Origin of the sequence: Pseudomonas sp. TH39(2020) (assembly GCF_016650715.1) — a bacterium.
Taxonomy (GTDB): Bacteria; Pseudomonadota; Gammaproteobacteria; order Pseudomonadales; family Pseudomonadaceae; genus Aquipseudomonas; species Aquipseudomonas mandelii_C.
The window spans coordinates 177,670-197,122 of record NZ_JAEKFF010000007.1; the positions used below are offsets into that span (position 1 = coordinate 177,670).

20 protein-coding genes are annotated in these 19,453 nt (G+C 60.5%); 13 read left to right on the plus strand and 7 right to left on the minus strand.

The genetic code is table 11. The features are described from left to right. Positions 1-23: 23 nt before the first annotated feature. The 4 genes from JFU47_RS21180 to JFU47_RS21195 all read left to right on the plus strand — a co-directional run bounded on the left by JFU47_RS21180 (position 24) and on the right by JFU47_RS21195 (position 4,411). Positions 24-1,394, plus strand: a complete 1,371-nt coding sequence (locus JFU47_RS21180; RefSeq protein ID WP_201185448.1) for an aspartate aminotransferase family protein — start codon at positions 24-26, stop codon at positions 1,392-1,394. Between the two features lie 393 nt (positions 1,395-1,787). Then, positions 1,788-2,774 (plus strand): ABC transporter substrate-binding protein, encoded by a 987-nt coding sequence (locus JFU47_RS21185; RefSeq protein WP_201185450.1) that lies wholly within the window; start codon positions 1,788-1,790, stop codon positions 2,772-2,774. A gap of 9 nt (positions 2,775-2,783) precedes the next feature. Then, complete coding sequence (locus JFU47_RS21190; RefSeq protein ID WP_046056581.1) at positions 2,784-3,587, plus strand: ABC transporter permease; 804 nt, start codon at positions 2,784-2,786, stop codon at positions 3,585-3,587. Then, complete coding sequence (locus JFU47_RS21195) at positions 3,575-4,411, plus strand: ABC transporter ATP-binding protein (RefSeq protein ID WP_201185452.1); 837 nt, start codon at positions 3,575-3,577, stop codon at positions 4,409-4,411. Before JFU47_RS21190 ends, JFU47_RS21195 begins: the two co-directional genes overlap by 13 nt. 128 nt (positions 4,412-4,539) lie before the next feature. Here JFU47_RS21195 and JFU47_RS21200 read toward each other — a convergent pair whose 3' ends face one another. Next, positions 4,540-5,619, minus strand: a complete 1,080-nt coding sequence (locus tag JFU47_RS21200; RefSeq protein ID WP_201185461.1) for an endonuclease/exonuclease/phosphatase family protein — start codon at positions 5,617-5,619, stop codon at positions 4,540-4,542. A gap of 75 nt (positions 5,620-5,694) precedes the next feature. Next, a complete protein-coding gene (locus tag JFU47_RS21205; RefSeq protein WP_201187306.1) occupies positions 5,695-6,369 on the minus strand; it encodes a YciC family protein in 675 nt (224 codons plus the stop codon). Positions 6,370-6,544: 175 nt separating this feature from the next. Between JFU47_RS21205 and JFU47_RS21210 the strand changes: the two genes are divergently transcribed. From JFU47_RS21210 to JFU47_RS21225, 4 genes are all read left to right on the plus strand, one after another. Continuing rightward, positions 6,545-7,303 carry a DUF2076 domain-containing protein gene (locus JFU47_RS21210; protein WP_201185463.1) on the plus strand — a complete coding sequence of 253 codons (759 nt, stop codon included), beginning with the start codon at positions 6,545-6,547 and terminating at the stop codon, positions 7,301-7,303. A gap of 130 nt (positions 7,304-7,433) precedes the next feature. Continuing rightward, a complete protein-coding gene (locus JFU47_RS21215; RefSeq protein WP_201185465.1) occupies positions 7,434-7,919 on the plus strand; it encodes a LabA-like NYN domain-containing protein in 486 nt (161 codons plus the stop codon). 22 nt (positions 7,920-7,941) lie between these two features. Next, a complete protein-coding gene (locus JFU47_RS21220) occupies positions 7,942-8,553 on the plus strand; it encodes a 3'-5' exonuclease (RefSeq protein ID WP_201185467.1) in 612 nt (203 codons plus the stop codon). A 298-nt stretch (positions 8,554-8,851) separates the two neighbouring features. Then, entirely contained in the window at positions 8,852-9,400 is a 549-nt protein-coding gene (locus tag JFU47_RS21225; RefSeq protein ID WP_201185468.1) for a BRO-N domain-containing protein, read from the plus strand. Between the two features lie 121 nt (positions 9,401-9,521). Here JFU47_RS21225 and JFU47_RS21230 read toward each other — a convergent pair whose 3' ends face one another. Then, on the minus strand, positions 9,522-9,977 hold the full coding sequence (locus JFU47_RS21230; RefSeq protein WP_102615750.1) for an Lrp/AsnC family transcriptional regulator: 456 nt from the start codon (positions 9,975-9,977) through the stop codon (positions 9,522-9,524). A 163-nt stretch (positions 9,978-10,140) separates the two neighbouring features. Between JFU47_RS21230 and yedA the strand changes: the two genes are divergently transcribed. Both yedA and JFU47_RS21240 read left to right on the plus strand, forming a co-directional pair. After that, positions 10,141-11,067: a drug/metabolite exporter YedA gene (gene yedA, locus JFU47_RS21235; RefSeq protein ID WP_201185470.1), complete on the plus strand. Its 927-nt coding sequence runs from the start codon at positions 10,141-10,143 to the stop codon at positions 11,065-11,067. 78 nt (positions 11,068-11,145) lie between these two features. Further along, a complete protein-coding gene (locus JFU47_RS21240) occupies positions 11,146-12,480 on the plus strand; it encodes a DEAD/DEAH box helicase (protein WP_140680943.1) in 1,335 nt (444 codons plus the stop codon). Between the two features lie 116 nt (positions 12,481-12,596). Here JFU47_RS21240 and JFU47_RS21245 read toward each other — a convergent pair whose 3' ends face one another. Next, positions 12,597-13,838, minus strand: coding sequence for a TIGR03862 family flavoprotein (locus JFU47_RS21245; protein ID WP_201185472.1), 1,242 nt, complete (start codon positions 13,836-13,838; stop codon positions 12,597-12,599). A gap of 281 nt (positions 13,839-14,119) precedes the next feature. Then, positions 14,120-15,040 (minus strand): histone deacetylase family protein, encoded by a 921-nt coding sequence (locus tag JFU47_RS21250; RefSeq protein ID WP_056744622.1) that lies wholly within the window; start codon positions 15,038-15,040, stop codon positions 14,120-14,122. A gap of 86 nt (positions 15,041-15,126) precedes the next feature. Between JFU47_RS21250 and JFU47_RS21255 the strand changes: the two genes are divergently transcribed. From JFU47_RS21255 to JFU47_RS21265, 3 genes are all read left to right on the plus strand, one after another. Beyond that, positions 15,127-15,696 carry a GNAT family N-acetyltransferase gene (locus JFU47_RS21255; RefSeq protein ID WP_140680949.1) on the plus strand — a complete coding sequence of 190 codons (570 nt, stop codon included), beginning with the start codon at positions 15,127-15,129 and terminating at the stop codon, positions 15,694-15,696. 103 nt (positions 15,697-15,799) lie between these two features. Further along, positions 15,800-16,669, plus strand: a complete 870-nt coding sequence (gene tesB, locus JFU47_RS21260) for an acyl-CoA thioesterase II (protein WP_140680951.1) — start codon at positions 15,800-15,802, stop codon at positions 16,667-16,669. Further along, positions 16,666-17,259, plus strand: coding sequence for an HAD family hydrolase (locus JFU47_RS21265; protein WP_046056569.1), 594 nt, complete (start codon positions 16,666-16,668; stop codon positions 17,257-17,259). Before tesB ends, JFU47_RS21265 begins: the two co-directional genes overlap by 4 nt. 97 nt (positions 17,260-17,356) lie before the next feature. Here the strand turns inward: JFU47_RS21265 and JFU47_RS21270 are convergent, their stop codons facing one another. Both JFU47_RS21270 and ypfJ read right to left on the minus strand, forming a co-directional pair. Next, positions 17,357-18,316 (minus strand): alpha/beta fold hydrolase, encoded by a 960-nt coding sequence (locus tag JFU47_RS21270; RefSeq protein ID WP_140680953.1) that lies wholly within the window; start codon positions 18,314-18,316, stop codon positions 17,357-17,359. Continuing rightward, entirely contained in the window at positions 18,317-19,210 is an 894-nt protein-coding gene (gene ypfJ, locus JFU47_RS21275; protein ID WP_140680955.1) for a KPN_02809 family neutral zinc metallopeptidase, read from the minus strand. It abuts the gene before it with no gap. Positions 19,211-19,453 lie beyond the last annotated feature (243 nt).

Below are 19,453 nucleotides of genomic sequence, written 5' to 3' on the forward strand. Positions count from 1 at the left end.
CATAACAAAACGGAGAACTGGCGATGACCACACCACGTGAAACCCGCGACTACCAGGCCGCCGATGCTGCGCACCACATCCACGCATTCGTCGATCAAAAAGCGCTCAACGATGAAGGGCCTCGGGTGATGGTCCGTGGTGAGCGTCTGCACCTGTGGGACAACGATGGTCGGCGTTACCTCGACGGCATGTCCGGGCTGTGGTGCACCAACCTCGGTTACGGGCGCAAGGACCTGGCCGCCGCCGCGACCCGGCAGCTGGAGCAATTGCCGTACTACAACATGTTTTTCCACACCACCCACCCGCAGGTGATCGAGCTGTCGGAGTTGCTGTTCAGCCTGTTGCCGGGGCACTACAGCCACGCGATCTACACCAACTCCGGCTCCGAAGCCAACGAGGTGCTGATCCGCACTGTGCGGCGTTACTGGACGATCCTCGGCAAGCCCGAGAAGAAAATCATGATCGGTCGCTGGAACGGTTACCACGGTTCCACCCTGGCGGCGACGGCGCTCGGTGGCATGAAGTTCATGCACGAAATGGGCGGCATGATTCCCGACATCGAACACATCGACGAGCCGTACTTTTTCGCCCACGAGGGCAACCTGACCCCAGCTGAATTTGGCCTGCGGGCGGCGCAGCAGCTGGAAGCGAAGATTCTCGAACTCGGCGCGGACAAGGTCGCCGGGTTTATCGCCGAACCGTTCCAGGGCGCTGGCGGGATGATCTTTCCACCCGAGAGTTACTGGCCGGAAATTCAGCGGATTTGCCGCAAGTACGATGTGCTGTTGTGCGCCGATGAAGTGATCGGTGGCTTCGGTCGTACCGGTGAATGGTTCGCCCACGAGCACTTCGGTTTCGAGCCGGACACGCTGTCGATTGCCAAGGGGTTGACCTCCGGTTACATCCCCATGGGCGGTCTGATTCTGTCGAAGAAAATGGCTCAGGTACTGGTGGAGCAGGGCGGGGTGTTTGCCCACGGCTTGACCTACTCCGGGCACCCGGTGGCCGCGGCGGTGGCCATCGCCAACCTCACGGCATTGCGCGATGAAGGGGTGGTGGCGCGGGTCAAGGATGACATCGGGCCGTACCTGCAACAGTGCTTGCGCGAGGTGTTCGGCAATCACCCGTTGGTGGGCGATATTCAGGGTGTCGGCATGGTGGCAGCGCTGCAATTGGCGGAGGACAAAACCAGTCGCAAGCGCTTTGCCAACGAGAATGACATTGCCTGGCGTTGCCGCACGATTGGCTTTGAAGAGGGGGTGATCATTCGCTCGACGCTCGGGCGGATGATCATGGCGCCGGCGTTGATTGCCAGTCGGGAAGAGGTTGATGAACTGGTGGGCAAAACCCTGAAAGCCGTTGATCGTACGGCACAGGAATACGACCGGCTTTAAGATTGCCGGAAGGTCCTTCGGACCTTTTCGTCGGAACGCCGCCCGGAGCCGGCTCGCTCCCACAGTGGAATTGTGTTCGACACAGATCCCCTGTGGGAGTGAGCCTGCTCGCGATTGCTATGGCACATTCAACACACCTCTCACCTTTTGCACCCGCCTCGGGCATCCCCGCCCACACCGCCCTTTTCCAGTGCACGCTACCCAGTTTTTTCATCGCTCGCCTCGACATATTTCCTAATTTTCCTAATCCCGGCCTTGGGCCAACATCGACTTCGCCAGTCAGCCAAACGCTGCCCACCGAAAGGTCCATCAGAGATCTCAGGTGACAGCCGATTTCCATGGCCGCTGGCCGTACTGCCCATGACAAAAAATCAACAGCTTTGGGAGTGCTCCATGATCAAGTCCTTGCTTACCCGCTTCACACATCCACTGGCGGTCACCGCCATCGCCGCGACGGTCGCCACCAGCGCCCAGGCCGGCACCCTCTCTATCGGCCACACCACATGGGTCGGCTACGGCACGCTCTACCTGGCTCAGGACCTGGGCTACTTCAAGGAAAACGGTTTGACCGTTGAATTACCCGTCGTCGAAGAAGCGTCGATGTACATGGCCGCGCAGGCCTCGGGCGAATTGTCGGGCTCGGCGTCGACCATCGACGAGGTGCTCAAGTACCGCCCGCAATTCTGCTTCAAAGCGGTGGCCGCACTGGACGACAGCCATGGTGGCGACGGTGTACTCGTGGGCAAGGACGTCAAGAGTCTGCAGGAGCTGAAAGGCAAAGCCGTGGCGGTGAACGAAGGTTCGACCTCGCAGTTCTGGTTGTCTTACCTGCTGAAAAAGCACGGCATGACCATGAGCGACATCACCGTGCAGAACATGACGGCTGACGACGCCGCCACCGCGTTCATCGCCGGTCGCGTGCCAGCTGCCGTGACGTGGGAACCGCACCTGTCGATGGTTCGCAGCAAGCAACAAGGCAAGGTGCTGATCGACAGCAGCAGCACGCCGGGGGTGATTGTCGACGTGGTCGCGCTCAACTGCACGGTCATCGAGAAGCAGCCGGAAGACGTCAAGGCGTTGGTGGCCGGTCTGTACAAAGCGGTGCAGTACACCAAGGACCATCCGCAGGAAGCTTACAAAATCATGGCCAAAGGTGTCGGCGGTTACCTCGCCGACCCGAAGGAACTGGCCGCTGCCGCGCAGGGCGTGCGCTTCTACGATCAGGCCATGAGCGAAAAACTCCTTGGCTCGCCGGGCAAGCCGGGCGACAGCGAACCGCTGATCAAACTGGCCAACGAGACCGCCAGTGAATTGCAGGGCAAACCCTACAACGTCAGCAATGACGACCTGATCGACAACCGCTTCGTCAGCCCGCTCTAGGAGGTTTGCATGTTCAAGCGCAATTCATGGCTGAGCCGCTGCATCACGCCCAAGACCGGCCTGCCGGTGTCGGTGATCTGGAGCGCGAGCGGTCTGGCCTGGGTGTTGTTGGTCGGCCTGTGGGCCGGGTTGTCTTACGGCGGCGTGGTGCCGGGCATGTTCCTGCCGACACCGGGCGCGGTGGTCGAGGCCGCCGTGCGCCTGGGCCGCGACGGCACACTCGGCCAGCATGTGTGGGCCAGCGTCGAAGTGGTGATGGTCGGCTTCATCGTGTCGTCGTTGGTGGCGGTGCCGCTGGGGTTGCTGATGGGCAGCTTCCGTATCGTTCAGGCGTTCCTTGAGCCGATGGTCAATTTCATCCGCTACCTGCCGGTCACTTCGTTCGTACCGTTGTTCATTCTGTGGATTGGTATCGGTCTGGAGCAGCGGGTGTCGGTGATCATCTTCGGCGTGTTCTTCCAGCAACTGGTGATGATCGCAGACGTGTCCAAAGGCATTTCCAAGGACCTGATCAACGCGTCTTACACCTTGGGTTCCAACCGCCGCGATGCGGTGCTGCATGTGATCGCTCCGGCGTCATTACCGGGTGTGCTCGACACCTTGCGCGTGACCATGGGCTGGGCCTGGACTTACCTGGTGGTCGCTGAGCTGGTCGCGGCCTCCAGCGGTCTGGGCTACTTGAGCCTTAAAGCCATGCGCGGCTTTCAGGTGGATGTGATTTTCCTGGCAATCGCGATCATCGGCCTGCTGGGCCTGGTCACCGATCAACTGTTCCGTTTTCTCCGTCTGAGGATCGCCGCATGGGCTCAGTAAGCGCCGTCAACCCTCGTTTCGTCACGTCACAGGCCGCCCCGGTGCACGCCGCACCACGGCTGCAAGTGGACAAGGTCAGCCTTCGCTATCAAAAGCCCGGCGGTGGCGTGTTCACCGCGCTGGACAAGGTGTCGTTCGAAGTGCCGGATCAGCAATTCGCCGTACTGGTGGGGCCTTCGGGCTGCGGCAAGTCGAGTCTGTTGTACCTCACCGCCGGATTGAATGAGCCCACGGAAGGCGAGATCTACGTCGGCGGCCAGCAAGTGCAGGGGCCGGGTGCGGATCGCGGCATGGTGTTCCAGAGCTATACGCTGTTCCCGTGGTTGACCGTGCGGCAGAACGTCGAGTTCGGCCTCAAGCGTCGCGGTATGGCGGCCGCCCAGCGCAAGGAGATCGTCGACTACTACGTCAACGAAGTCGGCCTGACCGGGTTTGCCGACAACTACGCCAAGCAGCTGTCCGGCGGCATGATGCAGCGCGTCGCCATTGCTCGGGCGCTGGCCAACGATCCGCAAATCCTGCTGATGGACGAACCCTTCGGCGCGCTCGACAGCCAGACGCGCCTGCAAATGCAGCAGCTGTTGTTGCGGGTCTGGGGCAACAGCAAGAAGACCGTGTTGTTCGTGACCCACGATATCGATGAGGCGATTCTGTTGGGCGACCGGGTCTACGTGATGGGCGCTCGGCCGGGGCGGATCAAACAGATTCTGGACGTGCCGATCGAACGCCCGCGGACGCTGGACATGGTGATGGAGCGCTCGTTTATCGACATGAAGCGCAAGATCTTCGGGCTGCTACATGATGAGCTTGAAGAGGAACATTGACCGTGCGCTATCTATCCCTGTGGGAGCGAGCCTGCTCGCGAAGGCGGCAGTACCTTCAACGTTGATGTTGCCTGGCGCACCGCTTTCGCGAGCAGGCTCGCTCCCACAGGTTTTGCATAGGGCGGAGGTTAGGGCGCCGCTGGCAAGAGGAAACGGGCGATCACTGGCAGGTGATCGGAGATCCGCAAGGTGTCGTCCTGCCTCACCGTCGCCTCGACCCGGTTGATCCGCGGACTGTAGAACAGGTAGTCGACAGTCCGGTCCGGGCCGTTCAAGCCCGGATCATTCGGGTAATGGGTCAACCACCGCGCCCGATCGATGCCGCTGGCTTCGTTGTTGGTCGGGATCATCGGGTATTTGTCCCACAGCATATGCAGCGCGCTGTCGGCGGAGTAGGGCGTGCGTTGCTCGGCAGGCAGGCGTCGAAATTGCCCCAGCGGCAACAGGTTGAAGTCCCCTCCGATCAACCACGGCGTGCCGCGGCTTTCGAACTTGTCGAGGACTTTGACCGTGGCCGTCACCTGAGACTGCAGCGTTTCGTCGGGCGGGATGATGCGGTCCAGATGGGTGTTGAGCACCGCTATCTGACCGCCGTCGCTCAACGGCAGATAGGTGACCAGCAAAGCGTTTTTCGGTTTGAACTGGCGGGTGATGAAGTTAGCCGGCGCAATCGGTAATTGCAGGCGTTCGGCGTGTTCGATCTGGTAGCGGCTGAGGGTGGCCAGCTGCCGGCCGACGCTGCCGAAAATGTGCGGCTCAGGCACGAAGTCGGCTTTCCAGTCGAAGGCGTGAGTGCTGCACGGATACAGGTCCGCGACTCGCTCCTGAAGCAGCTTGAACTGGTCTTGGTAATCGCTGGCCTTGGCGCCTTCATCGAGCTCCTGCAACAGCACGACGTCCGGTTGCTCGTCGCGGATCACCCGCGCCACTTCATCGAGGCTGAAAGCCATGTCTTCAGGCGTGGGTTTTTCGTCATTGCCGGCCGCCAGGTCATTCCAGAACACGTAGCGTTTTCCCGCCAGGTACTGGACGTTCCAGGTCATCACCTTCAGCGCCTGACCGGGCACCAGCGTCGGTGCCTGGGCGTTGCAACTGACCGGCAAGGCTTCCTTGGCTTCGGGGCGCCAGGTCAGGTTGTAGATCAGCAAGGCAATCAGGCCGGTTACGATCAACAGGCCCAGCAGGGTGTAGCGCAGTAGACGGGTCATGGCTCGGCTTATAGCGTTACAAAAGTTGACCCCGAGCATAACCGACAGACGGGCTTAAGCCCACGGGTAGAGCGGTCAGAGCGGCCCGTCAATTTTCTCGGGTACGTCGCCTATCAGCATGAACAAGCGGAACAGCACCACGCTGACGAACAGTTGCAGGAAGCTGTGAGCGCTGTCGATCAGCAGGGAAATCACCGGGTTCTGCGGCTCCGGGTAAACCGCCAGGGTCGCGCCCTTGAGCACCCACAACGGGCCCATTACACAGAGAATGCACACCAGAATGCGCAGGAAGTGGCCGCGGGTCAGGCGCAGGCTTTCCTTCATCGCCGCCAGCGGTGCCATGCCGCGCAGCACCAGCAAATACTCGCCAAACGCGAGGGTCACCATCAGCCAGATGCCCGGCAGGAAATACAGCGACAGGCCGATCAGGATCAGCAGGGTATTGAGCGCCGTCAGCACGGCAAAACGCGGCCATAAGTAGGCGGACCTCGACAGCAGGTCACGGTTGCGCGGCGATTCGCCACGACTGCGGGCATCGAGAAACAGGATCAGCGCGGCGGTGTACAGCGGATAAACCAGCAAGCCGACTATCACGCTGATACCGGGAAAGCTGTCCGGCTCGGTGGAGTGATCGACCACTTGTTGCAGCAGCGCCTCGAGGATCACCAGCGGCAGGCACAGCCGCACGATCTGGCCCAGATTGCGCTTGAAGAAATACAGAGAGTCACGCAGTACATCGAACGAATTCATCAGTCGGTATCGCAGGTTGAAAGCAGTGGCCCACTTTAACCGATGAAGCGCTTTGGGGCGCAAACGTAAACGTTCGGTAAAGATCATTGAAACATCCTGCATCAACCTCCATTACGGGGTTGTACCTTGTCCACACTGGATAGGGCAGATATTCCCGGCAATCTACGAGGTCGCCATGAACAGCGAAGAACAAACCCTGATCGATGGACTGTTTTCCCGGCTGCAACAGGCCGAAACGGACTCAGCCCCGCGCGACGCCCAGGCCGAGGCGCGGATCAAGGAACACCTGACTCGCCAGCCCGCGGCAGGCTATTTCATGACCCAGGCGATTCTGGTGCAAGAGGCCGCCCTCAAAAGCCTCGACGAACAAAACAAACAGCTCGCCCAGCAAGTCCAGCAATTGCAGGCCGAACTGCAATCGGCCAAGGCTCAGCCAGCTGCTCCGGCGCCGAGCAGCGGTGGCTTCCTGTCGAGCATTTTCGGTGGCGGTTCCCGTGATCCGCAGCCAGCGTCCACCCAAAGCCCACCCGCCTCGAGTGGTGGCGGCTGGCGTGAACCGGGGCGGCCGTCGTTCAATTCGCAGTCGCCACAACAGAACTTCGGTGCGGCGCCGCCTCAGCAGAACTACGCCCCGCAACAGCCTGTCGGCAGCGGTTTCCTCGGTGGTGCGCTGAAAACCGCCGCCGGTGTGGCCGGTGGCGTGATGCTGGCGCAAGGCATCAGCAGCCTGTTCCATAACAATCAGCAGCCGGAAGTGGTTGAAGTGATCAAGGAAGAACCGGCTCAGGTCAACGACCAGAGCGGTGACAACGGCTCGGGCGATGATCAGCGTGTGGCTGACAACTCCAGTGATCAGGGCGGCTTTACCGACGCCGATTACAGCGATGACAGCTCATCGTTCTTCGGCGGCGACGACGACGATTCCTTCGTCTGATACGCCATTCGTCCGGAGCGCTATGGCGCTCCGGGCCGATTATTCGCGGAACAATCCTTCAGGCTGGCATACTGGGCAACTTTTCGGGCCTGGTGCCTGATCCTGCCTGCGCTGCGGCGCGCCAACGAGGATGACCGGTGAAAAAATCGCAGTGTTCGCCGATGTCCAGAACCTCTATTACACCGTGCGTCAGGCCTATGGTTGCCATTTCAACTATGCGGCGCTGTGGGCTGATATCAGCAAACAGGGCGAGATCGTCGAGGCCTATGCCTACGCCATCGATCGTGGCGACAGCAAACAACAGCAATTCCAGCAGATCCTGCGCAACCTCGGCTTCGTCGTGAAGCTCAAGCCCTACATCCAGCGCAGCGATGGTTCGGCCAAAGGCGACTGGGACGTGGGCATCACCCTCGACATCATGGACGCCGCCGATCATGTCGACGAAGTGGTGCTGGCCTCCGGTGACGGTGATTTCGATATGCTGCTGGAGCGCATCATCACCAAGCACGGGGTGCAAGCCGTGGCCTACGGCGTGCCGGGCCTGACGGCCAACTCGCTGATCCGCGCCGCCAGCCGCTACGTGCCGATCGAAGGCGCGTTGCTGCTCAAGAATTGATTTTTACGGAGTTGAAACAGGTTTGGAACGCATAGCAGTCATCGACTTTGAAACCACCGGGATCTCCCCGAGCAGCAGCTGCCGGGCCACGGAAATTGCCGTGGTGATCCTTGAACAGGGGCGCATCGTCGAGCGTTACCAAAGCCTGATGAATGCCGGCGTGCGCGTGCCGGCCTTCATCGAACAACTCACCGGCATCAGCAACGCCATGCTGCGCACCGCGCCATCGGCGGAGCAGGTGATGAACGAAGTCAACGAATTCGTCGGCATCACCCCGCTGCTGGCGCACAACGCCGCGTTCGACCAGAAGTTCTGGGACTTTGAGCTGGGGCGTATCAAACGCACACGCTTGCAGAACTTTGCCTGCTCGCTGCTGCTGGCTCGTCGGTTGATGCCGGCGGCGCCGAATCACAAGCTTGGCACGCTCACCACGTTCGCCAACCTGCCCCACACCGGCAAGGCTCACCGGGCCATGGCCGATGCCGAGATGGCGGCCAACCTGACGGCGCATTTGGCCCAGGAGTTGCGGCAGAAGCACGGGTTGCGCGAGCTGTCCCATGATCTGTTGGTGAGCTTGCAGAAAGTGCCGGCGGCGAAAGTAGGCGAACATCTCAAACGCTATCGTGGGTTCTAGCCGCAACGCCATTCCCCTGTGGGAGCGAGCCTGCTCGCGATAGCGGTTCATCTTCAACAGTGATGTTGACTGACACTCCGCCATCGCGAGCAGGCTCGCTCCCACAGGGTCGGTGTCTGATGTTTTTCTTGTGTTTAATCACGCCTCAAATTCGACGATCGATCCTACCGAACTTTAGGGATTGTCCGTCTTGCCCCTCATCTGGGGCATCGATAACCTTTTGTCTGTCGCTGCCAATGCAGCGACCGGGACTGCAAGCCCGAATCGTTGGAGGCATATTTGGTTCGGAGATTCGCCCATGGTCAAAGCTACCCTCAATATCCCTGATAGCAGTGCTGACTCAGATCAGTCCGAAATAGTGCAACCAGCTTCGAGAGAAGCTCACTTCGTCCCCCAAACATTCATCCGTCATCACATCCAGCTAAAAGCACTGTTACTGCATGCCGAGGCGTGGTTTTGCGCCCGAGATATCGGCCGGTTAATGGGCGTGGATATAAACGGCCGGTACGCGCTCAAGCTTGATGCGGACCAGCGTCGGATGGTGTGTTTGTCCGGAAGCGACGCCCCCCAGGAAACATTGATGCTGAGCGAATCCGGCGTGTACGCGATGCTGGTCTATCACTACTGCCCGGAGAACCGGCATTTGCGACGTTGGCTCACCCATCACGTGGTGCCGATGCTGCGGGACGGTGGCGGGGTTGCTTCGAATCAAACGCCAAGTTTGCGCTTGATGGAGTGGGCGGGGGGAACGTTAAGCCTGCTGCATTGGCGGACAGAGCCTTGGGTTCGTTTGAAAGATATGCCGTGTTTGTTGGGCGTGGGATACAGCGGTGTTCGCGGAATCTGATCACACCGTAAATCCCCTGTGGGAGCGAGCCTGCTCGCGAAAGCGATTTACCATTCAACATTGCTGTCGACTGACACTCCGCTTTCGCGAGCAGGCTCGCTCCCACAGGGGCTGCGCCGTTTCAGATTCTGCCATTGCCTTCCAACTGCCCCAACGGCACGCGCTTCTCTATCGCGCTCGACAGCACAATCGACGTCTTGCTGAACCCGAACTTGGCGATCCGGTTGATCAACTCTTCCAGCTCCGGCATCGAACCCACCGCCGCTTGCATGATCACGCACGGATCACCCGTCACCCGGTGGCATTCGGTCAGTTGCGGGATTTTGATCAGGTCGTCGTAGGCCTTCTGGTTGCCGTGCTGGTTCAGCCGCAGTTCGATCACGCACTGGATCGGCAGGCCAAGCTTGGCCATGTCGACTTTCGCCTGGTAACCCGTGATGACCCCGCAGGCTTCCAGTTTGGCGACACGCTCGGCCACGGCCGGAGCGGACAGGTTGACCTTGCGCGCCAGGTCGGCGTAGGACGCACGACCGTTTTCCAACAGGGCGCTAAGGAGCATGCGGTCGTATTTGTCCATCGTCGGACTCCTGAAAAATGACTGACTTTCGAAAACACGGTTTATAGCGATGATCTCCGTGTTTTGAAAAGTGTACTGGCGCTATAAACAGGTTTTGTAACTTATTTTACGCCGCTGGCCTTTCTAGAATAGCTGTTCACTTGTCTTGCCTACGAGCTGCCCCATGCCCGGCTTACGTCGTTTTCCCCTACCGTTGATCGCTGCCTTTTTCGCGTTGTACGTGATTTGGGGCTCGACTTACCTGGTGATTCGCATCGGCGTGGCGTACTGGCCGCCGCTGCTGCTCGCCGGTATCCGCTTCGTGATCGCCGGGACGTTGATGTACGCGTTCCTGCGTTGGCGCGGGGCGCCGGCACCGACCTGGGCGCAGTGGAAAGCCGCCGGGATCATCGGGATTTTGCTGCTGGCGTGCGGTAACGGCGGGGTGAGCGTGGCCGAACACATGGGCGTCGCCTCGGGTGTGGCTGCATTGGCGGTGGCGACGGTGCCGCTGTTTACCTTGCTCTGCGGATATTTCTGGGGCGCGCGTAATACCCGTCTCGAATGGGCCGGGATTGCGCTCGGGCTGATCGGCATTGCCATGCTCAACCTCGGTTCGAACCTGCAATCGAGCCCGTTGGGTGCCGCGTTGCTGATATTCGCGGCAGCTTCCTGGGCCTTCGGTTCGGTGTGGAGCAAACACTTGCCGCTGCCCCAAGGCGCGATGGCGAGTGCCGTGGAAATGTTGGTGGGCGGTGTAGCGCTGCTGATCGGCAGTGCGCTGAGTGGTGAGCATCTGGAAGCCATGCCGCCGATCGAAGGCTGGGCGGCCTTGGCCTACCTGACCTTTTTCGGTTCGATCATCGCTTTCAACGCTTATATGTATCTGTTGAAAAACGTGCGGCCGGCGGCGGCCACCAGTTATGCCTACGTCAACCCGGCGGTGGCGGTGTTGCTGGGGATTGTGTTTGTCGGCGAGACCATCGGGATCGAAGAAGCGCTGGCCATGTTGGTGATCATCAGCGCCGTGGTGTTGATCGGTTTGCCGCAGTGGCGCCGGGCGCCGGAACGACCTGCTGCCGTGGTGCAGACAGAATCCCGTGTGAATTAGGGTAAACTGCGCGCCATTGCATCTTGTTTTGCACACTTGTTTTGAAAAACCCGCGCTGAATTTTCCTACGGTAATCCCATGACTTTCGCCTCCCTTGGCCTGATCGAACCCTTGCTGCGCTCTCTCGAGACGCTCGGCTACCAGACCCCGACGCCGGTTCAGGCGCAAGCCATTCCGGCGGTGCTGGCCGGTCGCGACCTGATGGCCGCCGCCCAGACCGGGACTGGCAAGACCGCCGGCTTCGCGCTGCCGCTCCTGCAATTGCTGGCCATGGAAGGGCCGAAAGTGGCGTCTAACTCGGTGCGCGCACTGATCCTGGTGCCGACCCGCGAATTGGCCGAACAGGTTCACGAAGCCGTGCGTCAGTACGCCGAGAATCTGCCGTTGAGCACTTACGCGGTGTATGGCGGCGTCAGCATCAACCCGCAAATGATGAAGCTGCGCAAGGGTGTAGACGTGCTGGTGGCGACGCCGGGTCGTTTGCTCGACCTGTATCGCCAGAAGGCTCTCAAGTTCAATCAGCTGCAAACCCTGATTCTGGACGAAGCCGATCGCATGCTCGATCTGGGTTTCTCCGAGGAACTGGGGAATATCTACCGCGTGCTGCCCAAGCAACGTCAGACGCTGCTGTTCTCCGCGACCTTCTCCGACGCGATCCGCTTGCTGGCCGGACAAATGCTCAACGATCCGCTGAGCATCGAAGTCAGCCCGCGCAACGTCGCTGCCAGCACCGTCAAGCAATGGGTGGTGGTGGTGGACAAGAAGCGCAAGCCTGAATTGTTCGTTCACTTGATGCGCAAGGGCAAGTGGAAGCAGGTGCTGGTGTTCGCCAAGACCCGCAATGGTGTGGACGCGCTGGTGGAAAAACTCCAGGGCCTGGGCATCAATGCCGACGGCATCCACGGCGACAAACCTCAAGCAACCCGTCAGCGTGCACTGGACCGTTTCAAGGCCAGTGAAGTGCAGATTCTTGTGGCCACTGACGTTGCGGCCCGTGGTCTGGATATCGAAGATTTGCCATTGGTGGTCAACTTCGACCTGCCGATCGTGGCTGAGGACTACATCCACCGGATCGGCCGTACCGGTCGCGCGGGTGCAACCGGGCAGGCGATTTCGCTGGTCTGCGCTGATGAAGTGAATCTGCTGTCGGCCATCGAGACGCTGACCCGTCAGACATTGCCTCGCCAGATGGAACATGACTTCGAGCCTGAGCACCGGGTGCCGGATACCGATGCCAGCGGTCAGGTCGTCAAGAAGCCGAAAAAACCGAAGAAGCCGAAGACCTCCAGTGGCGGTAAACGCAATCTGGGTAAGTGGGTTGAGAGCGGTGATGCGTCGGCGCCGGAGCCTTCGATCAAACCTGTGCGCAAGGTGCCGGTGTTTAACACAGGACCGCGCAAGAAGAAGCCTTGAATACACGCGGCGTCTGTTAGGCCGCCTTCGCGAGCAGGCTCGCTCCCACAGGGGATTTGTGGACGACACAGATCCAGTGTGGGAGCGAGCCTGCTCGCGAAGGGTTCAACTCGGTTTCAAGCCTTGTGCTTCAACCACTTCACCATCCCCAACCCTGCCGCTCGCCCACTGGCGAAACACGCGGTCAGCAGATAGCCCCCCGTCGGCGCTTCCCAATCCAGCATTTCCCCCGCGCAGAACACGCCGGGCAGTTGCTTGAGCATCAAACGTTCATCCATAGACTCGAACATCACACCACCGGCGCTACTGATGGCCTCGTCCAGTGGGCGGGTTTTCACCAGTGTCAGTGGAAGCGCCTTGATCGCTTTGGCCAGCAGCGCCGGATCAGCGAAGCTTTCGGCCGGCGTCAGTTCGCGCAGCAGAGCCGCTTTCACACCATCGATCCCGAGCTGACTGTGCAGGTGCTTCGACATTGAGCGTGAACCGCGTGGTTTTCTCAGCGCAGCCTGAACCTTATCCACAGGCTTGCCCGGCAACAGGTCCAGGTGAATGGTTGCCGAGGCGTGCTGATTGATGGCTTCGCGGATCGGTGCCGACAAGGCGTAGATCAAACTGCCTTCAATCCCGGTCGCCGTGATCACACATTCTCCGAGCCGTGGCACGTCGTCATTGAGGCCAATGGCGATGTTTTTCAGCGGGGCGCCGGCGAATTTGCTGACCATCAACTCGCTCCAGGCCTGCACCTCGAAGCCGCAATTACTCGGTTGCAGCGGCGCGAGTCCTACGCTGTGTTGTTCCAGTGGCAGCATCCAGGCGCCGTCCGAGCCGAGCCGCGACCAGCTGCCGCCGCCGAGGGCCAGCAAGGTTGCGTCAGGTTGGACGGTTTTTTCGCCTTCGGGGCTGTCGATGCGCAATCCTCCGCTGTTAGCCCAGCCGAGCCAGCGGTGACGGGTGTGGATAACAACGCCGCTGTCACGCAGACGTTTGAGCCATGCACGCAACAGGGGGGCGGCTTTCATGTCTGTAGGAAAGACTCGGCCGGAACTGCCGACAAAGGTTTCGATGCCCAGGTCATGAATCCATTGGCACAGCGCATCGGCGCCGAAGCCACGCAGCAGCGGCGCAATCTGCGGCGCGCGTTCGGCGTAGCGCGAGAGAAATGCCGGGTAGGCTTCGGAATGGGTGATGTTCATGCCACCCACGCCGGCCAGCAGGAATTTTCGCCCCACCGAAGGCATGCCGTCGTACAGATCAACCTTGATCCCGGCCTGGCTCAGCACTTCAGCCGCCATCAAGCCGGCGGGGCCGCCGCCGATGATGGCAACGTGAGAAGAGGAGGAGGGCGAGGGTTGGGTCATGGGATGCGCTGCGGGATGGCGGAATGAAGCCGGGCATTCTATCAGCACAGATCAATGTGGGAGCGAGCCTGCTCGCGAAAGCGGTGGGTCAGTCGACACCAATGGTGAATGTTAAATCGCCTTCGCGAGCAGGCTCGCTCCCACAGGGGTCGTGTGTGGATTCGAAAGCTGGTTAAAAAACAACCACCTCTCTGTACCCTATATGCGGTCTGGTCTGTAGGACCTTTCACTCAGGTTATCCACAGGCAGTTCCACAGGCATTGTGGGTAAAGACCCACACCTCAATGACAACCTGATGACTGCCAGACTCGTTGCGCACTGTGATGCAGGATTCCATGACGGCGCGCCAACGCCTTGCGGTCCTTGCTGTAGCCGCCGCCGATCACCCCGACCACCGGGATATCCCGGCCCAGGCAATGGCGCATGACACTTTCATCGCGAGCGGCGACGCCTTCGTCTGTCAGCTTCAGGTAGCCGAGCGCGTCATCTTTATGCACATCGACGCCGGCGTCGTACAACACCAGGTCAGGTTGGTAGAGCGGCAGTAAATAATTGAGCGCATCGTCCACCACCTTCAGGTAATCGGCATCGCCCATGCCCTTGGGCAGTGGAATGTCCCAGTCGCTTTCGGCTTTGCGTGCAGGAAAGTTCTTCTCGCAGTGCAGGGAAACGGTCACCGCTTCCGGGGTGTTGTGCAGGATCCGTGCAGTCCCGTCGCCCTGATGCACATCGCAGTCGAAGATCAGCACCCGATTCACACGGCCGCTTTCCAGCAAGAAATGGCTGATCACCGCCAGGTCATTGAAGATGCAGAACCCGGCAGGATGGTCGTAATGCGCGTGGTGGGTGCCGCCGGCCAAGTGACAGGCCAAACCATGTTCCAGCGCCTGCTCGGCCGCCAGCAGCGAGCCGCCAACCGCACGCACCGTGCGCCGGGCCAGGGCTTCGCTCCACGGCAGGCCGAGGCGCCGCTGGTCTTCGCGGGACAACTCGCCGCCCATGTAGCGTTCGATATACGCAGGGTCATGAGCGAGCGCGAGAATCTCTGGCGGGCAGAGCTCGGGGCGCAACAGGTCAGCGTCCCGGGTCAGTCCGCTGTCCACCAGGTGATCGCGCAGCAGGCGAAACTTGTCCATGGGGAAGCGGTGATCCGCCGGGAACTCGGGACTGTAGTCTTCGTGGTAGATCAGGGGCAGGGGCATGGCTGATTTATACAGGACGGTAGGTAGGAATGAGTGAAGGATCCTACCAGCGATGTAGACTTGCGGCATGGGAACGGGGGAGCACGATGGAACCGATACTGGAACTCGAGAGCGCGCGACTGCTGTTGCGGCAGTGGCGCGATGAGGATTTGCCGGAGTTTGCGGCGATGTGCGCCGATCCACAGGTCATGCGATATTTTCCGGCGCCTTTGAGTCGTCTGGAAAGTGCCTCGCTGATCGGACGGATTCGTGGCCATTTTGTCGAACATGGCTTCGGTCTCTGGGCGCTGGAGCGCAAGGACACCGGGGCATTTATCGGTTTTACCGGGCTCGCAGAGGTCGGCTTCGACGCGCGCTTTACCCCGGCCACCGAAATCGGCTGGCGCTTGGCCCGCGAACACTGGGGCCTTGGCTACGCCAGTGAAGCGGCGTGGACCGCTCTGCGCTGCGGGTTTGACCGGTTGGCGCTGAAAGAAGTGGTGTCCTTCACCACCGAAACCAACATGCCATCGCAGAAAGTCATGCAGGCCATCGGCATGCACCATGATTCAGCCGATGATTTCGACCACCCGATGCTCGCGGCCGATCATCCCCTGCGTCACCATGCGCTGTACCGCATCACCCGTGAACAATGGCTGCAAACCTTGCATGGATAAGCGGTCACGGACGTTTACAATGGCTCCCACGGGCCCTGGCCAGAAATTGAATCGACCGTCGCAGCCAAGACTGCGCGGCATGCGTTGTGTGAGGAGAGTCTGAATGAGCCAAGTGTTGGATGATCTGGTTGACCTGCTGACCCTGGAACCGATTGAAGAAAACCTGTTCCGTGGCCGCAGCCAGGACCTGGGTTTTCGTCAGCTGTTCGGTGGTCAGGTGATCGGTCAGTCCCTGTCGGCGGCCAGTCAGACGGTCGAAGAAGCGCGCCATGTGCATTCGATGCACGGCTATTTCCTGCGTCCGGGCGATTCCGCGTTGCCTGTGGTTTATCAGGTTGATCGGGTACGCGACGGCGGCAGTTTCAGCACCCGTCGGGTGACGGCGATCCAGAAGGGCAACCCGATTTTCACCTGCAGTGCGTCGTTCCAGTACGACGAAAAAGGCTTCGAGCACCAGGCCGAGATGCCGACCGTGGTTGGCCCGGAGAACCTGCCGTCGGAGCTGGAACTCACTCAGCAGCGCGCGCACCTGATCCCCGAGCACATGCGCGAAAAATTTCTGTGCCCGAAACCGATCGAGTTCCGACCGATCACCGAGAAAGATCCCTACAACCCGCAGCCGTCCGATCCGATCAAATACGTCTGGTTTCGCGCCGACGGAGCGTTGGCCGATTCTCCGGCACTGCATAAATACTTGCTGGCCTACGCCTCGGACTTCGGTCTGCTGACCACCTCGATGCAGCCCCATGGCAAATCGGTTTGGCAGAAAGACATGCAGGTCGCCAGCCTCGATCACGCGCTGTGGTTCCATCAGGATCTACGTGCCGATGACTGGTTGCTGTACGCGATGGACAGCCCGTGGGCCGGCAACTCGCGCGGTTTCTCCCGTGGCAGCGTGTTCAACCGCGCCGGGCAACTGGTGGCGTCGGTCACTCAGGAAGGCCTGATTCGCCACCGCAAGGATTGGGCATGAGCCTGGCCGAGGTGCGGCACTGGGTGTTCGACATGGACGGCACCCTGACGGTGGCCGTGCATGACTTCGCGGCGATCCGCGTGGCGTTGGCGATTCCTGCCGAAGACGACATCCTGACCCACCTCGCCGCGCTGCCGGCCGATGAGGCTGCAGCCAAACATGCGTGGTTGCTGGAACACGAACGGGACCTGGCGCTCGGTTCGAAAGCGGCTCCGGGTGCGGTAGAACTGGTGCGCGAGCTGGCCGGGCGCGGTTATCGCTTGGGCATTCTCACGCGCAATGCGCGCGAACTGGCACATGTCACGCTAGAGGCGATCGGCTTGGCCGACTGCTTTGCGGTGGAGGATGTACTGGGCCGTGATGAAGCACCGCCAAAACCGCATCCCGGTGGTTTGCTGAAGTTGGCCCAGGCCTGGAATGTCCCGGCCAGTGAGATGGTGATGGTGGGTGATTACCGCTTTGATCTGGATTGCGGTCGGGCGGCAGGGGCGCGAACGGTGTTGGTGAACCTGCCGGATAATCCCTGGCCGGAATTGACGGATTGGCATGCCGCCGATTGCGTAGCGTTGCGGGAAATGTTGTCGGCTTGAGGGCCCCTTCGCGAGCAGGCTCGCTCCCACATTGGAATGCGGTCATAAGTGGGAGCGAGCCTGCTCGCGATGGCGTCAGATCAGCCACCACAAAAACTCACTGACCGAACAACGCCTTCTGCCCCTGCGGCGAGTTAAACATCCCATCCCCGTCATGCCCGACCCCGGGCACTTCAATCAGTTGCTGATTCAAACCCTGAGGATGCAGCCGCTTCAGATAAGCAAAATAATTGCGCCCGCGAGCCAATCGATTGGCTCCCTGAGCTTGGGCCTCACAGCTTTTATCCAGCGCCGGCTGCTTCGGGTCGCTGTCCTGCTGCCCGAGTAGATAAACGACATCGCGTTTGACGTAGTTTTCCTCCAGCTGCTTGGCGGTTAGCCCTTGGGCATAGGCGGGTAAATCCGCCAGCCCATATTTCCAGCGATTGAAATTCGGGCAACCGGCGTGTTTGAACGCCACCGGCCGTCGTTCATCGAAGTACGCATAAGACGACGGGTTGGCAATGACGTAACGCACCTGTATGTCGGCCGCCTTGAGCGCTGGCTGATCGTGGCCCAGCAACGCATATCGCTGCACCACCTGAGCGCCGCCGGAGTGACCGGCGATGACAATTTGCTTCACGTCCGGAAACTGTTTCCGGTCGCCGATTCGGGCGATGATTTCGTCGAGCGCCGCGTAGGAGCTCAGGGAAAACGGCGCGGTGGATAAACCGCCCGCCATCCAGTCATTGCCCTGCCAGCGCAATACGCTGTCAGCCACGGGATGGGCCGCGACGTCGGTTTCATTGAGAAATTGCGGGGCGAGCACCAAGGTGCTCGCGGTTTGCCCGGCCTGTTCGGCCGCGTGCACGGCGCTCTGGCGATAGGTATCGGCATTGCGCAATCGACCATGGATGATGATCAGCACACGTTCGATTTTCGTCGGCGCCGGGCCGATGCCCACCGAGATTTCACCGGCAGTCAGCAGCAGGCGTCCGGAGCTGACCTCTTTGACCGCATGCTCGGCAGCCTGGGCGCTTGCGCAGGTGATCAGTAGAGCTAACAGCCACTTATTCATTTATAGGTTTTTCGCTGCAAAGGTATCGCACTGGCCGACCTGGCCTTGCGCGAATCCGGTTTTGAACCAGCGCACCCTTTGCGCCGACGTACCATGAGTAAATGAATCCGGGACCACGCGCCCCTGACCTTGTTGCTGCAAACGGTCATCGCCGATGGCATTGGCGGCGTTCAAGGCTTCTTCGATGTCACCGGGTTCCAGCCAGTTCAGCCGTTTCTGCGCATTATTGGCCCAGACTCCGGCCAGGCAATCGGCCTGCAGTTCCTGGCGTACCAGCAAACCACCGTCGCCTTCCATCTGCCGACCCTGTTGGCGGGCGGTCTGAATCTTCGCTGAAACACCGAGCAAGGTCTGCACATGGTGTCCGATTTCGTGAGCGATCACGTAGGCCTGAGCGAAGTCGCCAGCGGCGGAAAAGCGTTGGGACATTTCCTGGAAGAAACTCATGTCCAGGTAGACCTTCTGGTCCGCCGGGCAATAGAACGGACCGGTCGCCGAACTGGCCAGACCGCAGGCCGAGTTGACGCGGCCGCTGAACAGCACCAGGGTCGGGTCCTTATATTGACGACCGGCCTGCTGGAAAATCTGACCCCAGGTGTCTTCGGTATCGCCGAGGATCGAGCGCACGAACTCGGCTCCTTCATCAGTGGCCGGTGGCGCCTTGCGGGTTTGAGTCGGGGCCGGTGCCGATTGCTCGCTCATCTGCCCGGTCAGTTGCCCGAGGATTTGCATCGGGTCCTGGCCGGTGATCCAGCCGATCCCGACGATCAAGATAATCGCCGTCAGGCTCAGGCCCTTGGCGCCACCAAAACGCATCCCGCCACCACCGCCGCCGACATCATCTCCACGGGCATCGACGACGTTGTCGCTGCGTCGGCCTTTTCTCCATAGCATGTGGGAACCCTCTGATTGTCCGTGGGATGAGTGTTGCTGCTGAGTGGGAGCGGCGCCAGTCCGGTCGTCCATCTTTTGTCGCGCACAGCAGCCTTCCCGGCAACCTGTGGTGGGTGGCCGGAAGTCTTCCAGACTCGTATTGAACACGGACAACCCATCTAATTCCTTCAGGCGATGGGTTTTTATCGAGCAGGCGACCGCCTGCTTCGTTCTCGGACAGTGGGTTCCAGATTTCGCATTCGG